Source organism: Rhizobacter sp. OV335 (assembly GCF_900142965.1).
Classification (GTDB): Bacteria; Pseudomonadota; Gammaproteobacteria; order Burkholderiales; family Burkholderiaceae_C; genus Rhizobacter.
Genome location: NZ_FRCQ01000008.1, coordinates 207,432 through 221,743, shown reverse-complemented (window position 1 = coordinate 221,743; position 14,312 = coordinate 207,432). Strand labels below are relative to the sequence as shown.

General features: G+C 66.0%; 14 protein-coding genes. All 14 read left to right on the top strand.

Going from position 1 to position 14,312, the window contains the following annotated elements; all coding sequences use genetic code 11:
- Positions 1 to 928 (top strand): carbohydrate porin (locus tag BUE42_RS11375; protein WP_073465204.1); only part of this gene is annotated, 928 nt, incomplete at its 5' end.
- Positions 929 to 1,204: 276 nt separating this feature from the next.
- Entirely contained in the window at positions 1,205 to 2,239 is a 1,035-nt protein-coding gene (gene xylF, locus BUE42_RS11370) for a D-xylose ABC transporter substrate-binding protein (protein WP_073465203.1), read from the top strand.
- Positions 2,240 to 2,292: 53 nt separating this feature from the next.
- On the top strand, positions 2,293 to 3,423 hold the full coding sequence (locus tag BUE42_RS11365; RefSeq protein WP_073465231.1) for a sugar ABC transporter permease: 1,131 nt from the start codon (positions 2,293 to 2,295) through the stop codon (positions 3,421 to 3,423).
- Entirely contained in the window at positions 3,420 to 4,202 is a 783-nt protein-coding gene (locus tag BUE42_RS11360; protein ID WP_073465232.1) for an ATP-binding cassette domain-containing protein, read from the top strand. Before BUE42_RS11365 ends, BUE42_RS11360 begins: the two co-directional genes overlap by 4 nt.
- Positions 4,203 to 4,323: 121 nt before the next feature.
- Positions 4,324 to 4,911, top strand: coding sequence for a DUF2889 domain-containing protein (locus tag BUE42_RS11355; RefSeq protein ID WP_073465202.1), 588 nt, complete (start codon positions 4,324 to 4,326; stop codon positions 4,909 to 4,911).
- Between the two features lie 32 nt (positions 4,912 to 4,943).
- Positions 4,944 to 6,119, top strand: coding sequence for an ADP-forming succinate--CoA ligase subunit beta (gene sucC, locus BUE42_RS11350; protein WP_073465201.1), 1,176 nt, complete (start codon positions 4,944 to 4,946; stop codon positions 6,117 to 6,119).
- 32 nt (positions 6,120 to 6,151) lie between these two features.
- Entirely contained in the window at positions 6,152 to 7,045 is an 894-nt protein-coding gene (gene sucD, locus BUE42_RS11345) for a succinate--CoA ligase subunit alpha (RefSeq protein WP_056812764.1), read from the top strand.
- Between the two features lie 165 nt (positions 7,046 to 7,210).
- The gene (locus BUE42_RS11340) at positions 7,211 to 7,918 is read left to right on the top strand and encodes a TerC family protein (protein WP_073465200.1); all 708 of its coding nucleotides are present in this window, start codon (positions 7,211 to 7,213) and stop codon (positions 7,916 to 7,918) included.
- A gap of 65 nt (positions 7,919 to 7,983) precedes the next feature.
- Positions 7,984 to 9,273 carry a serine/threonine-protein kinase gene (locus BUE42_RS34270; protein WP_083614069.1) on the top strand — a complete coding sequence of 430 codons (1,290 nt, stop codon included), beginning with the start codon at positions 7,984 to 7,986 and terminating at the stop codon, positions 9,271 to 9,273.
- A 48-nt stretch (positions 9,274 to 9,321) separates the two neighbouring features.
- Positions 9,322 to 10,104, top strand: a complete 783-nt coding sequence (locus tag BUE42_RS11330) for a Stp1/IreP family PP2C-type Ser/Thr phosphatase (protein ID WP_047501166.1) — start codon at positions 9,322 to 9,324, stop codon at positions 10,102 to 10,104.
- A gap of 101 nt (positions 10,105 to 10,205) precedes the next feature.
- Positions 10,206 to 10,874, top strand: a complete 669-nt coding sequence (locus BUE42_RS11325) for an FHA domain-containing protein (protein ID WP_073465199.1) — start codon at positions 10,206 to 10,208, stop codon at positions 10,872 to 10,874.
- A 196-nt stretch (positions 10,875 to 11,070) separates the two neighbouring features.
- Positions 11,071 to 11,847: an MBL fold metallo-hydrolase gene (locus tag BUE42_RS11320; protein WP_073465198.1), complete on the top strand. Its 777-nt coding sequence runs from the start codon at positions 11,071 to 11,073 to the stop codon at positions 11,845 to 11,847.
- A 215-nt stretch (positions 11,848 to 12,062) separates the two neighbouring features.
- Positions 12,063 to 12,542, top strand: a complete 480-nt coding sequence (locus BUE42_RS11315) for a pilin (protein WP_073465230.1) — start codon at positions 12,063 to 12,065, stop codon at positions 12,540 to 12,542.
- Between the two features lie 62 nt (positions 12,543 to 12,604).
- Positions 12,605 to 14,311, top strand: a complete 1,707-nt coding sequence (locus BUE42_RS11310) for a PglL family O-oligosaccharyltransferase (RefSeq protein WP_073465197.1) — start codon at positions 12,605 to 12,607, stop codon at positions 14,309 to 14,311.
- Position 14,312: the final 1 nt, after the last annotated feature.

Below are 14,312 nucleotides of genomic sequence, written 5' to 3'. Positions count from 1 at the left end.
GGACGCGAAGAACCAGTCGCTGGACCACAGCAAGCTGGGCATCAACCAGATCTACGTGGAAGGCAAGGGCTTCGACATCCTGCCCGAAGGCAACTTCTGGATCGGCAAGCGCTTCTACGGCCGCGCTGACGTGCACATCGTCGACACGTTCTTCGTGAACCTGTCGGGCGTGGGCGCGGGCGTGGACAGCATCAGCGTGGGCAGCGGCAAGCTGGCGGTGGCGGCGTTCCGCACCGACGGGGACAACTCGACCAAGCCGGGCTCGCGGTTCAACCTGGACTTCTCGGAGTTCGCGGTGAACCCGGGCGGCAAGCTGCGCGTGACGGGCACGTTCGTGCGCGGGGACTTCACCGGCGGCACGAGCGGCGGCGGGCTGTCGCTGCAGCACAACCAGGAGAACCTGTTCGGCCTGGGTGGAGGCAACACGCTGTGGGTGCAGTACGCGCAGGGCGCGGCGGGGCTGGACGGTGGCTTCGGCAACCTGGCGGCGAGCTCGAACGCGAAGAGCTGGCGGATCGTGGAAAGCCCGACGTGGCAGATCGGCGCGTTCGGCGGCCAGGGCATGCTGATGTTCCAGCAGGACAAGCTGGACGCACCGGCGGGCGAGACGACCAAGGTGAACTCGGTGTCGGTGGGCGGTCGTGGCTCGTATGCGCTGACGAAGAACTTCAAGCTGGTGGGCGAAGCGGCGTATGTGCAGCGCAAGCCTGACGGCGGCGAGACGCAGAAGCTGGCGAAGGTCACGTTCGCGCCGACGCTGTCGACCGGCCCGGGCTTCTGGAACCGTCCGGAACTGCGCCTGTACGTCACGCACGCCAAGTGGAACCTGGCGGCCAACACCGCCAGTGGCGCCAACGGCGTCACCGGCATCGGCGACGGCAAGGACACGGGCACCTCCTATGGTGCTCAGGTCGAAATCTGGTTCTGAGCCTGACAGCGAAGTGCCGAACGCGCCCGCCGCTGCGAAGCGAGGCACGCGCGGGCGCCGAGGTACTTCGGTGAACTTGTTTTCAGATGGCAAGACCGACTGACGACTCCTTTTCGAGGGCCCCGCGGGGCCCTTTTTTCATGCATCAGGGCTTGTCCCGATGACGCCGAAACGGTTTGAAGCAACATTTCGTTCGTCACTCAAACTATGTCGGCGTGGTCGAACTTGCGCCCGCCGAGGACCGAAGTGATGCACCCCACAAGACAGGAGAGAGACATGCAGATCAAGCACACCCTGGGCGCCGTCGCCTTCGCGCTCACTTTCGGCGGCCTCAGCAGCGCCGCGCAGGCGCAACTCACCGTCGGCGTCAGCTGGTCGAACTTCCAGGAAGAGCGCTGGAAGACCGATGAGGCCGCCATCAAGGCCCAGCTCGAGAAGCTTGGCGCCAAGTACGTGAGCGCCGATGCCGGCGGCTCGCCCGAGAAGCAGTTGGCCGACATCGAGGGCCTGATGTCCAAGGGCGCCAAGGTGCTGATCGTGCTGGCGATGGACAAGGACGCGATCCTGCCGGCCGTCAACAAGGCCGCGAAGCAGAAGGTGCCGGTGGTGGCCTACGACCGCCTGATCGAGGCGCCGGGCGTCTTCTACATCACCTTCGACAACAAGGAGGTCGGCCGCCTGCAGGCGCGCGCCGTCTTCAAGGCCCAGCCCAAGGGCAACTACGTGATGATCAAGGGCTCGCCGACCGACCCGAACGCGAACTTCCTGCGCGAAGGCCAGCAGGAGGTGATCGACGCGGCCGTCAAGAAGGGCGACATCAAGATCGTCGGCGAGGAGTACACCGACGGCTGGAAGCCCGAGGTCGCGCAGAAGAACATGGAGCAGATCATCACGAAGAACGGCGGCAAGATCGACGCGGTCGTCGCTTCGAACGACGGCACCGCCGGCGGCGTGGTGGCAGCGCTCACCAGCAAGGGCATCAAGGGCATCCCGGTGTCGGGCCAGGACGGCGACTTCGCCGCGCTGAACCGCGTGGCCGCCGGCTCGCAGACGGTGTCGGTCTGGAAAGACGCACGCGACCTGGGCCGTGAAGCGGCCAGCGCGGCGGTGGCGCTCGGCGGCGGCAAGTCGCCCGAGAAGGCCGTCAGCTGGAACGGCGGCGAGAAGAAGATCGCGCTGCAGTCGCGCTTCCTGGCGCCGGTCGCGATCACGCGGGACAACCTCGACGTCGTCGTCAAGGCCGGCTGGATCAAGAAGGACGAGCTGTGCAAGGGCGTGACGGGCGACAAGGTGCCCTCGGCCTGCAAGTGAGTCCATTGCTGGAGCCGTTGCGCCGTGCCGCCGTGGACTGGCGGCTGGTGCTGATGGGGCTGGTGCTCGCCGTGATGTCCGTGGTGTTCCACGCGATGTCCGGCGGCATCTTCCTGTCGCCGGAGAACCTCTACAACATCGCGCAGCAGACGGCGGTGGTGGGCATCGTCTCGACGGTGATGGTGCTGGTGATCGTCGCGCGCCACATCGACCTGTCGGTCGGCTCGACGATGGGCTTCGTCGGCGTGCTGATCGCCTACCTCCAGTACACCGCCGGCTGGTCGTGGCAGGCCTCGTGCCTGGCCGGCCTCGCGGTGGCGCTGCTGGTGTCGGTGTACCAGGGCGGGCTGACGGCGGTGCTCGGCGTGCCGTCGTTCGTCGTGACGCTGGGCGGGCTGATGTCGTTCCGCGGCGCGGCCTTCCTGGTGGCCGACGGCAAGACGCAGCCGGTCAGCGACGACTTCTTCGTCAACCTCGGTGGCGGCTACGACGGCGCGATCGGCGTCGGCCCGAGCTGGGTGCTGGGCGGCTTGCTGAGCGCGGCTTTGGTCGTGCGCATGCTGCTGCGCCGGCGCGCGAAGCAGCGGCACGGCATGGCGCAGCAGCCGCTGTGGGTCGACGGGCTGCTGGCCGGGCTGACGATCGCGCTGCTGCTCGGCTTCGTCGCGCTGATGTCGGCCTACCGGATCTCGTCGAAGACCGAGGCGCAAGGCATCCCGGTGCCGGTGCTGATCTGGGGCGTGGTGGCGTGCAGCCTGTCGTTCATCGTGCACCGCACCCGCTTCGGCCGCTACGTGTTCGCGATGGGCGGCAACCCGGACGCGGCCGCGCTGGTCGGCATTCCGGTGCGGCGCGTCACGCTGATGCTGTTCGCGCTGCTGGGCGTGCTGATCACGGTGGCCGCCATCGTGTCGGTGGCCCGGCTGAACGCCGGCACCAACTCGCTGGGCAGCGGCATGGAGCTCTACGTGATCGCCGCCGCCGTCATCGGCGGCACGGCGCTGTCCGGCGGCAGCGGCTCGATCCTCGGCTCGGTGCTGGGCGCGCTGATCATGCAATCGCTCGACAGCGGCATGCTGCTGCTCGACGTGCCGATCGGCAAGCGCATGGTGATCATCGGCCAGGTGCTGATCGTCGCCGTCGTGTTCGACGTGCTGTACCGCCGCTACATCCAGGAAAGCTGACCGTGCAAACTTCGGTGGAACCCCTCGTCGAACTGGTCGACATCCACAAGGCCTTCGGCGGCGTGCGCGCCGTCGAGGGCGTCAACCTGAACCTCTTTCCCGGCGAGGTGGTCGCGCTGCTCGGCCACAACGGCGCCGGCAAGTCGACGCTGATGAAGATGCTGGCCGGCGCCTACCCGATCGACAGCGGCGAGACCCGCATCGGCGGGCAGAAGGTGCACATCCGCACGCCGGCCGAGGCGCAGTCGCACGGCATCGAGACGATCTACCAGACGCTCGCGCTCGCCGACAACCTCGATTCGGTGGCCAACCTCTTCCTCGGCCGCGAGAAGCTCACGCCGTGGCGCACGCTGGACGACCACTTCATGGAGGTGCAGGCGAGGCAGGTCTTCCAGCGCCTGAACAAGAACTTCACCAACATCCGCACGCCGGTGCGCCGGCTGTCGGGCGGGCAGCGGCAGGTGGTCGCGATCTCGCGGGCGATCTACTTCAATGCACGCATCCTGGTGATGGACGAACCCTGCGCCGCGCTCGGGCCCGAGGAGACGCGCATGGTGGGCAACCTGGTGCGCCAGCTGAAGTCCGAAGGCGTCGGCATCTTCCTGATCAGCCACGACATGCCCGACGTGTTCGAGCTCAGCGACCGGCTCGCGGTGATGAAGAACGGCAAGCTGGTGGGCACCTACCGAACCGCCGACGTCACCGAGGACGAGGTGCTCGGCATGATCATCCTCGGCAAGCAACCGGCAGGCAAAACGCAGGCATTCGCACCGGTTTGACGGCCCGCGTGGCCGCTTGCTGCGGTGCGGGATGCTACATTTCGGGGGTTTGCCCTAGGGGCCGCGCGGACCGAAGCCTTCCGGCTCGTCCGCGGCTGTAACCACCCTGAAACCCAACCTGATGGCCTTGCCCACCGCCGCGCCCGAGCGTCAGCTCAAGCATCGACGCAGCATCGACGTGCGCGTCTATGCGCGTGGCAACGGCCTGTGGGAAGTGGATGCCCACCTCAGCGACATCAAGACCCGCGACGCCACGCTGGCCGGCCAGGTCCGCCATGCCGGCGACCCGATCCACGACATGCTGCTGCGGCTGGTGGTCGACGAGGCCTTCAATATCCTCGAGGCCGGCTCCGAAACCCGCTGGATGCCGTACCCCGGCCACTGCGACGACCTCGGCGATGCCTACGGCGCGCTGGTCGGCCTGAACCTGCTGCAGGGTTTCCGCGCCGCGGTGCGCGAACGGCTCGGCGGCGTGCTGGGCTGCACCCATCTGACGGAAATGACCCAGGTGCTGCCGACCGCGGTCGTGCAGGCCTTTGCCGGCGAAGTGCTGGACACGCGGGAGGACAATGCGTCCGGCCGCCAGCCGTTCCAGCTCGACCGCTGCCACGCCCTGCGCACCGACGGCCCGGCGGTGCGCACCTTCTACCCCCGCTGGTACCGAGCGTTGCCTGTGCCAGGCACTCCCATCGACGGGCCTGCCCGTTGAATATCTTTAGAAACTGAGCGAGAGAGTCCGCGATGAAAATCCATGAGTACCAAGGCAAGGAAATCCTGCGCCAGGCCGGTGTCCCGGTCCCGAAGGGCTACCCGGCATTCAGCGTGCTGGAAGCCTCCGAGGCAGCCCAGAAGCTGGGCGGCCCGGTCTGGGTCGTGAAGGCGCAGATCCATGCCGGCGGTCGCGGCAAGGGCGGCGGCGTGAAGCTCGCCCGCTCGCTCGACGACGTGAAGAAGCTGTCCGGCGAAATCCTCGGCATGCAGTTGAAGACCCACCAGACCGGCCCCGAAGGCCAGAAGGTGCGTCGCCTGCTGATCGAGGAAGGCGCCGACATCAAGAAGGAGTACTACGTTGCCGCCGTCACCGACCGCGCGACGCAGAAGGTCGCGATGATGGCCAGCAGCGAGGGCGGCATGGACATCGAAGAGGTGGCCCACAACACGCCCGAGAAGATCCTGAAGGTCTTCATCGACCCGCTGATCGGCATGACCGACGCGCAAGGCTACGAACTCGCCAAGGGCATCGGCGTGCCCGACGCCTCGCAGGCGCAGGCGGTCGACGTCTTCAAGAAGCTGTACGGCTGCTACATGAGCACCGACGCGTCGCTGGCCGAGATCAACCCGCTGATCCTCGAAGGCAACGGCAGCATCAAGGCGCTCGACGCGAAGTTCAACTTCGACTCGAACGCGCTGTTCCGCCACCCCGAGATCGTCGCCTACCGCGACCTCGATGAAGAAGACCCGGCCGAGATCGAAGCCAGCAAGTTCGACCTCGCCTACATCCAGCTGGACGGCAACATCGGCTGCCTGGTCAACGGTGCGGGCCTCGCGATGGCGACGATGGACACCATCAAGCTGTTCGGCGGCGAGCCGGCCAACTTCCTGGACGTCGGCGGCGGCGCCACGGCCGAGAAGGTCACCGAGGCCTTCAAGATCATGCTGAAGAATCCCAAGGTGAAGGCGATCCTCGTCAATATCTTCGGCGGCATCATGCGCTGCGACACCATCGCCGAAGGCGTCATCGCCGCGTGCAAGGCGGTCAACCTGTCGGTGCCGCTGGTCGTGCGCATGAAGGGCACGAACGAAGACCTCGGCAAGAAGATGCTGGCCGACAGCGGCCTGCCCATCATCAGCGCCGACTCGATGGCCGAAGCGGCCCAGAAGGTCATGGGTGCCCTGAAGGCCCCCCTGAAGGCCTGAGCCTCCGCGCGACGACCCCCCAAGGAAATTCCATGAGCATTCTGATCAACAAAGACACCAAGGTCATCACGCAGGGCATCACCGGCAAGACGGGCCAGTTCCACACCCGCATGTGCCGTGACTACGCGAACGGCAAGAACTGCTTCGTCGCCGGCGTGAACCCGAAGAAGGCCGGCGAAGACTTCGAAGGCATCCCGATCTTCGCGAACGTCAAGGACGCGGCCGCCAGCACCGGCGCCACCGTCAGCGTGATCTACGTGCCGCCGGCCGGCGCCGCCGCGGCCATCTGGGAAGCCGTCGAGGCCGACCTCGACCTGGCCATCTGCATCACCGAAGGCATCCCCGTGAAGGACATGCTGGAAGTGCGCAACAAGATGAAGCAGAAGGAAGCCAAGGGCGGCAAGCAGACGCTGCTGCTGGGCCCGAACTGCCCCGGCCTGATCACGCCCGACGAAATCAAGATCGGCATCATGCCGGGTCACATCCACCGCCGCGGCCGCATCGGCGTGGTCTCGCGCTCGGGCACGCTGACGTATGAAGCGGTGGCCCAGCTGACCGAGATCGGCCTCGGCCAGTCGAGCGCCGTCGGCATCGGTGGCGACCCGATCAACGGGCTGAAGCACATCGACGTGATGCGCATGTTCAACGACGATCCCGAGACCGATGCCGTCATCATGATCGGCGAGATCGGCGGCCCGGACGAGGCCGACGCGGCCCGCTGGTGCAAGGACCACATGAAGAAGCCGATCGTCGGCTTCATCGCCGGCGTCACCGCGCCCCCCGGCAAGCGCATGGGCCACGCCGGCGCGCTGATCTCGGGCGGCGCCGACACGGCCGATGCCAAGCTGGAGATCATGGAAGCCTGTGGCTTCACCGTGACGCGCAACCCGTCGGAGATGGGCAAGCTGCTGAAGGGCCTGCTCTAAGTAAGAGCAAGCACCGGCTCGTCGCCCAAGGGGCCGCCTTCGCAGGCGGCCTTTTTTTATGAGAGGACGCCCGGCTCCTGTGGAAACTACAGAAGCCGGGTGCCGGTCGTCTGAAAGACAATCCCGCCTTTCTCCGCAACAACACAACCAACAGGATCCACACCCATGGACTTCACGTCAGGAGCCCTGTGGGGCGCCTTCGGCGCCATCATCGCCGCCAACATCCTGCTGTCGGGCGACAACGCCGTGGTCATCGCGATGGCTGCCCGCTCGTTGCCGCCGCACCAGCAGAAGAAGGCCATCTTCTGGGGCAGCGCCGCCGCGATCGTGATGCGGATCGTGCTGACCATCGTCGCGGTGCAGCTGCTGCAGCTGCCCTACCTGAAGGTGATCGGCGGCGTGCTGCTGCTGTGGATCGGCGTGCAATTGCTGGTCGACTCGGAAGGCGACGGCGAGGTCAAGTCGCACGGCACGATGGGTGCGGCGATCCGCACGATCCTGGTGGCCGACCTGGTGATGAGCGTCGACAACGTGCTGGCCGTGGCCGGTGCGGCCGACCGGGCGCCGGAAGGAGCGCGGCTGACGCTGCTGATCGTCGGCCTCGCGCTGTCGATCCCGCTGATCATCGCCGGCAGCACGCTGCTGATGAAGATCATGGACCGCTTCCCGATCATCATCACGCTGGGCGCGGCGCTGCTGGGCTTCCTGGCCGGCGAGATGTTCGTCAGCGACCCCTTCAGCCGCGACTGGTTCCACGCCAACGTGCCGGAAGCCGACTTCATCGTCGGTGGGATCTGCGCGGTGCTGGTGGTCGTCGTGGGCCTGTGGCTGCAGAAGCGCGGCAAGGCGGCGAAGGGCGGCGCGACGGAGTGACGGCGGGGCGGGCTGCGCGGCCGTGAGGCCGTGAGCCTGTGGGCCTGTGATATGGTGCCCGCTCCATGTTCAGCGGCGGCCTCGTTCCTCCAGATTCCTCATTCAACGCCGCGTCGACGGTGGCCGCCGTCGCCTTGCTGCTGGCCGCGGTGATCGCGCACGTGTTGCTGGTATTGCCGCGGCTCGATGCCGGCCGCGGTCGCCTCGCCAGCGGCGCATTGGCGGTGGCCCAGATCCTGATCGCGTGGGGCCTGCTGTCGGCTTCGGTGTGGGTCCCGTGGCTGCTGCCGGTGGCCGCGCTGCTGACCGGGCATTTCGGATTCGAGCGCGGATTGGATGGCCGTCGCGTGCTGCCGGAGCCGGAACCTTCTGCACTGCCGCCTGCCGACGCCGTCGCGGCACTGTCTCGCTCGGGCGCCGAAGGCAGCATGCTCGGCCGCTACCGGGTCGAGCGCGAAATCGGCCGGGGCGCGATGGGCGCGGTCTACCTCGGCCGCGACAGCAAGATCGGCCGCATGGTCGCGATCAAGACGATGGCGCTGAGCCAGGAATTCGCCGGCGACGAGCTGGACGAGGCGCGGCGCCGCTTCTTCCGCGAGGCCGAGACGGCAGGGCGATTGCAGCACCCCGACATCGTGACGATCTACGACGCGGGTGAAGACCAGGACCTCGCCTACATCGCGATGGAGTACCTGAAGGGCGAAGACCTGCAGCGCCACAGCCAGCCGGGGCGGCTGCTGCCGGTGCCGCAAGTGCTGCGCGTCGTCGCGCGCGTGGCCGAGGCGCTCGCCTATGCGCACAGCCAGGGCGTGGTGCACCGCGACATCAAGCCGGCCAACGTGATGGTCGACCTGTCGCGCGACCTGGTGAAGGTCACCGATTTCGGCATCGCGCGGATTTCCGACTCGAGCCGCACGCGCACCGGCATGGTCCTCGGGACGCCGTCGTTCATGTCGCCCGAGCAGATGGCCGGCCTGCGCGTCGACGGGCGCAGCGACCTGTATTCGCTGGGCGTGATGCTGTTCCAGCTGCTCACCGGGCTGCTGCCGCACCGCTCGGACTCGATGGCCACGCTGATGCACCAGATCGCCAACGAGCCGGCGCCCGACGTGCGCACGCTGCGCCCGGAACTGCCGGAGATGCTGGCCGACGTGGTCACGCTCGCGGTCGAGAAGCGGCCCGAGGTGCGTTATGCCGACGGCCGGCAGATGGCGTCCGACCTGCGGCAGATCGCGTCGCTGATGGACGCCGCCGCGCTGGCGCCGCCGCCGGACGTAGGATCGCCACCCCCCGATTCCAGCGGATTCACCGAGACCGTGAAGTTCGATCGTGCCGATCCAAGGCACAATTCCTGACTCCCTTGGTTTGAAGGTTCGATGACTCTGCCCGTGTCCGCCACCGCCATGTCGCTTGAATTCTTCAGTGCCACGGACACCGGCCGAGCGCGCAACAACAACGAGGATTCGGTCGCCGTCCACGAGGCTTCGGCGCTGGTCGTGCTGGCCGACGGCATGGGCGGCTACAACGCCGGCGAGGTCGCCAGCGGCATGGCCACCTCGTTCATCAAGACCGAACTGGGCCGCTGGCTGCAGGAAGCGTCGGGCAATGCGTCCGACACCGACGTGCGCCGCGCGATGGACATCTGCGTCGACAACGCGAACCGGGCGATCTTCAACGCGGCCAATTCCAACCCGCAGTACGCCGGCATGGGCACGACGCTGGTGGTCGGCGCCTTCCGCGACGGCCGGCTGCTGATGGGCCATGTCGGCGATTCGCGCGGCTACCGCTTTCGCGCCGGCCGCCTGCAGCAGATCACGCACGACCATTCGCTGCTGCAGGAACAGATCGATTCCGGGCTGATCACGCCGGAACAGGCCGCTTTCTCCGCCAACAAGAACCTGGTGACGCGCGCTGTCGGCGTCGAAGACACCGTGCTGCTGGAGACCCACCTGCACGACCTGATGCCGGGAGACATCTACTTACTCTGCTCCGACGGGCTGTCTGACATGCTGGACGATGAGAGCATCGGCCAGGTGTTGCAGGCGCACGACTCGCTGGACGAGGCAGGTGCGGCGCTGATTGACGCAGCCAATGATGCGGGTGGAAAGGATAATATCGCGGTGGTCCTGGTTCGGGTACGGGGCCAGAGCATCGCGCCACGATCGTGGTGGCCGTTCAGGCGTTGAAACGTTCAGGCATTGAAGTTCTGCCGGCTCTGAAATTGCCAGCACATTGCACGGGGTCCTGGTTCGGAGCCCAGACATACAAGAGAGACTAGAGGTCAAGCATGGGCAAGTTGGTCGTATCGCTCGACGGGGTCGTGATCAAGGAAGTGCAGATCACCAAGGACAAGACGACCCTTGGCCGGCGGCCCTACAACGACATCGTGATCGACAACCTGGCCGTCAGCGGCGAGCACGCGGTGCTCCAGATGGTCGGCTCCGACGTGTTCATCGAAGACCTGAACAGCACCAACGGCACCTACATCAACGGCAAGGCCGTCAAGAAGCAGCTGCTGGCGCACAACGACACCGTCGAGATCGGCAAGTACAAGATCAAGTACCTGGTCGAGGACGGCACCGATTACGAGAAGACGATGATCATGAAGCCCGGCGCCGCGCCGGTGCCTTCGGCCCAGGGCTTTGCGCAGACGCTCGCGCCGGCTTCAGGCTTTGGTGGCTTGAGCACGTCGTCGAGCCCGGCGACCATCAAGGTGCTCAATGGTGCCGCTGCGGGCCGCGAGGTCGCGCTGACCAAGGTGGTCACGACCGTCGGCAAGCCCGGCGTGCAGGTCGCGTCGATCACGAAACGCCCGGGCGGCTATGTGTTCGCCCACGTCGAAGGCTCGTCGCGCCCGACGATCAACGGCAACCCGCTGGCCAGCGACACGCTGCCGCTGAAGAACGGCGACGTGATCGAACTCGCCGGCACGCAGATGCAGTTCGTGCAGGTCTGACGGGCTCGGCACCGGACGAGATTTTCTGTAGCCCGGCCGGCGTGAAGCAATTCACGTCGATCCCGAATGCCGGGTATCGAGGTGTTCAAGGCGGGCGCAATCGCGGCTTCGCACCTTGCATCACCGGGCGGTCGCGGTCAGCATTCAGCGTTCTGTCCTGCTGGCGTGCCTGTGTCGCGCGCCTCCTGCCACCGCCATGAAAATCCGCGTCCTCGGGTGCTCCGGGGCCATTGCCGCAGGCAGCCGGACCACCGCCTTCCTGGTTGAACACGATGTGCTCGTTGATGCGGGCACCGGCGTGGGCGACCTGTCGCTCGATGAGCTGGCGCAAATCGACCACATCCTGATCAGCCACTCGCACCTCGATCACATCCTATCGATCGGCCTGCTGGCCGACAGCGTGATGCGCCGGCGCATGGCCGCCGGCCGGCCGCCGATCCAGGTGCATGCGCTGCCGCAGACGCTCGAGGCGCTGCGCCAGCACATCTTCAATGGCGTGATCTGGCCCGACTTCACGCGGCTGCCGAGCCGCGAGCAACCGGTGCTGCAGTTGCGGCCGTTCGAGGTCGGCCAGCAACTGGTGCTCGGCGGCAAGACCTTCGAGGTGCTGAGCGCGGCGCACACCGTGCCGGCGGTCGGCTTCGGGCTGCAAGGCGCCGAGGGCTGGTGGATCTACACCGGCGACACCGGGCCGAACCCGCTGCTGTGGGAGCGGCTGTCGTCGCTCAAGATAGAACACCTGGTGATCGAGACGGCGTTCAGCGACGACGAGCGGCAGCTCGCCCGCATCAGCCGCCACCTGTGCCCGGCGGCGCTCAGCCATGAGCTGGCGTCGCTGAAGGGCGCGGTCGATGTTCACATCACGCACATCAAGCCGGGGGAAGTGGCCTCGGTGATGAAGGAAGTTGCCAACCTGGTCACGCCGCATCGCATCGCTGCGCTGCAGGCGGGTCAGATGATCGAGCTGGCCTGATGCATCTGACAACCGTTTGCGCAATCCCGTTTACAGAAACGAAGTGACGGTTTTGGTCAATGCAGAACGGGCGCGGTAGGCATTTGGTGCAAGCGGTGACCGGCTGCGTCAGAACAACGGTCGAAAATCACATCAAACCTAGGGATTGAGCTTGGCACGAGGGCTGCATCTTGTTTTGCGTGTCCCACCCGTTCCCATCTCAGGAGCTCTACACCATGAAGCGCGTTCAACAAGGTTTTACCCTTATCGAACTGATGATCGTCGTTGCGATCATTGGTATTTTGGCTGCCGTCGCTCTGCCGGCTTACCAACAGTACACGAAGAAGGCCAAGATGTCGGAAGTGATTCTGGCTGCCTCGGCTTGCCGCACCACGATCTCTGAAGTGTTCCAGTCGTCGGTTTCGTCGCTGCCGGCTGCTGATGCCTGGGGTTGCGAGAGCACCAGCCAGACTTCGAAGTACGTTGCTGCCGTTCACACCAGCAACATTGGTGTCGTTACCGTCACGACGGCTACTGGCCCTTGGGGCGATACCGCGCTTGACGCCAAGACGATCGACCTGATCCCCTACAAGTCGGCTACCGCCCAGATGGGTACTACTGACATCGGTGTCCAAGTCTTCAAGTGGACCTGCGGTCCCGGCAACGGTGGCGCCCCGGTCCCGACCACGTACCTGCCGGGTTCGTGCCGCGGCTGATCACTTCGCACTCTCTGAAAAAGCGGCCATCGGCCGCTTTTTGTCTTGAGGCTTCCCTTCCCATGCACCTCCTGTCCTGGTTGGCTCTGGTCTTTCTTGGCTGTGCCTGGTTGATACCCGACCACTACCTGCCGTGGGCGGCTTTCCAGGCCGACGCCGTCGCCGCAGTGGCAATGGCCTTGCTTGTCGCCCCGGTACTGGTGCGGGCAAAGAGGTGGTGCTGGCCATTCCTGGCATCCGTTGCCTTGGCCTGCGTCGGGGTGATTGCCGTACAGGCCTTCACAGGGCTGATCCTGTTTGCGGGTGATGCCTGGATGGCCGGCCTCTACATGGCCGGCTTCGGCCTCTCGTTGGCTGCCGGCGCAACATTCGAATCCATGGGGCCCCGCGCCTCTCCATGGGAAGCTCTGTGGCTGACGTTCGTGTTCGCCGGCGTCCTGTCAGTCGGCGCAGAGCTGGTGCAATGGCTGACGGTCCCGGACCTGGGGCGGTGGGTGACGGCCATGCCTCCGCACGGTCGCCCTTCGGGCAATCTCGCCCAGCCAAACCAGCTGGCCACGCTGTTGTCCTTGGGATTCGTCGGGACACTGGCGTTGCATCAAACCGGCCGCCTTGGTGGGCGTTGCGCGTGGGTTGTCGCCCTGTGGTTGGTGCTCGGCGCCGTCTTGACTCGTTCTCGCACGCCTTGGGTGGCGGCACTCATGCTCACGGTCTGGTTCGTCAGCTTCCGCGCTCGCGCCGAGGTGCGGGCGCGACCGGCGCCGCTGCTCGTGCTGCTGATGCTGGGCGTCGCGATGCACTTCGCCGTCAATCCGGTCAGCGATGCACTTCATCTCTCAGATGGTCGCCCGCTTGCAGAGCAGGCCCAGGGTGGAACCCGGCCGACACATTGGGCAGGAATGCTTGACGCGGCGTCGCGCAAACCGTGGGTGGGCTACGGATGGAATCAGGTCGCCGTTGCCCAATCGCGCGTCGCGACGGATCACGCATCGACCTGGGAGCAACTCGAACACAGCCACAACCTGCTGCTGGACCTGCTGATCTGGAATGGCATCCCCATCGGACTGGGCATCTTCGGCTCGCTGGCGTGGTGGTTCGCCAGCCGATGGCGCCGCATACGCGATCCACAGAGCGCCTACCTGATCGCCGCGGTCGGCATGGTCTTCCTGCATTCACTGCTGGAGTTTCCGCTCGATTACGCCTATTTCCTCTTGCCGGTGGGTTTCATGATGGGCGGCCTCGACGAGCGGTTGCGCACGACCGCCCGAGGGACCACCGTGCCCCGATGGGTCGCCGTCGGACTCTGGGCGGGTTGCTGCTGCCTGGGCGTCATGATCGGGCGAGACTATCTGGAAGCAGAGCAGAATCTGCGAACATTCCGTCTTGAAGCCGCCCGTATCGGAACTGGGTATGTCACCAGCACTGCCCCCGACCTCCTGTTGTTGACCCAGCAAAGCGCATTTCTTTCTTTTGCGCGGCACGAAGCAGGGCCAGGGATGAGTGCCGCGGAACTGGATGACATGCATTCAATCGCCCAACGTTTCGGATACCCGCCAGTGCTGTTCCGCTACGCAATGGCCAGCGCCTTGAACGGGAGGCCGGAAGATGCGCGCCACAGTCTCGAACTGCTTTGCGTGACGCAAACTCAGCAGCAGTGCGACGAAGGACGGAGCGCATGGATCGACACCCGCGACCGACGGTACCCTCAACTGGCCGCTGTCTCTTACCCCAGCACCCCCGCATTGGGCGCACGTCTCACCAAGCCTTGAA

Excerpts from the sequence above, each read along its gene's own strand:
- sucC (WP_073465201.1), top strand. The coding sequence starts at position 4,944 with ATGAAAATCCATGAGTACCAAGGCAAGGAAATCCTGCGCCAGGCCGGT.
- BUE42_RS11315 (WP_073465230.1), top strand. The coding sequence starts at position 12,063 with ATGAAGCGCGTTCAACAAGGTTTTACCCTTATCGAACTGATGATCGTC.
- sucD (WP_056812764.1), top strand. The coding sequence starts at position 6,152 with ATGAGCATTCTGATCAACAAAGACACCAAGGTCATCACGCAGGGCATC.
- BUE42_RS34270 (WP_083614069.1), top strand. The coding sequence starts at position 7,984 with ATGTTCAGCGGCGGCCTCGTTCCTCCAGATTCCTCATTCAACGCCGCG.
- BUE42_RS11320 (WP_073465198.1), top strand. The coding sequence starts at position 11,071 with ATGAAAATCCGCGTCCTCGGGTGCTCCGGGGCCATTGCCGCAGGCAGC.
- BUE42_RS11325 (WP_073465199.1), top strand. The coding sequence starts at position 10,206 with ATGGGCAAGTTGGTCGTATCGCTCGACGGGGTCGTGATCAAGGAAGTG.
- BUE42_RS11365 (WP_073465231.1), top strand. The coding sequence starts at position 2,293 with ATGGGGCTGGTGCTCGCCGTGATGTCCGTGGTGTTCCACGCGATGTCC.
- BUE42_RS11340 (WP_073465200.1), top strand. The coding sequence starts at position 7,211 with ATGGACTTCACGTCAGGAGCCCTGTGGGGCGCCTTCGGCGCCATCATC.
- BUE42_RS11310 (WP_073465197.1), top strand. The coding sequence starts at position 12,605 with ATGCACCTCCTGTCCTGGTTGGCTCTGGTCTTTCTTGGCTGTGCCTGG.
- BUE42_RS11355 (WP_073465202.1), top strand. The coding sequence starts at position 4,324 with ATGGCCTTGCCCACCGCCGCGCCCGAGCGTCAGCTCAAGCATCGACGC.
- xylF (WP_073465203.1), top strand. The coding sequence starts at position 1,205 with ATGCAGATCAAGCACACCCTGGGCGCCGTCGCCTTCGCGCTCACTTTC.
- BUE42_RS11330 (WP_047501166.1), top strand. The coding sequence starts at position 9,322 with ATGTCGCTTGAATTCTTCAGTGCCACGGACACCGGCCGAGCGCGCAAC.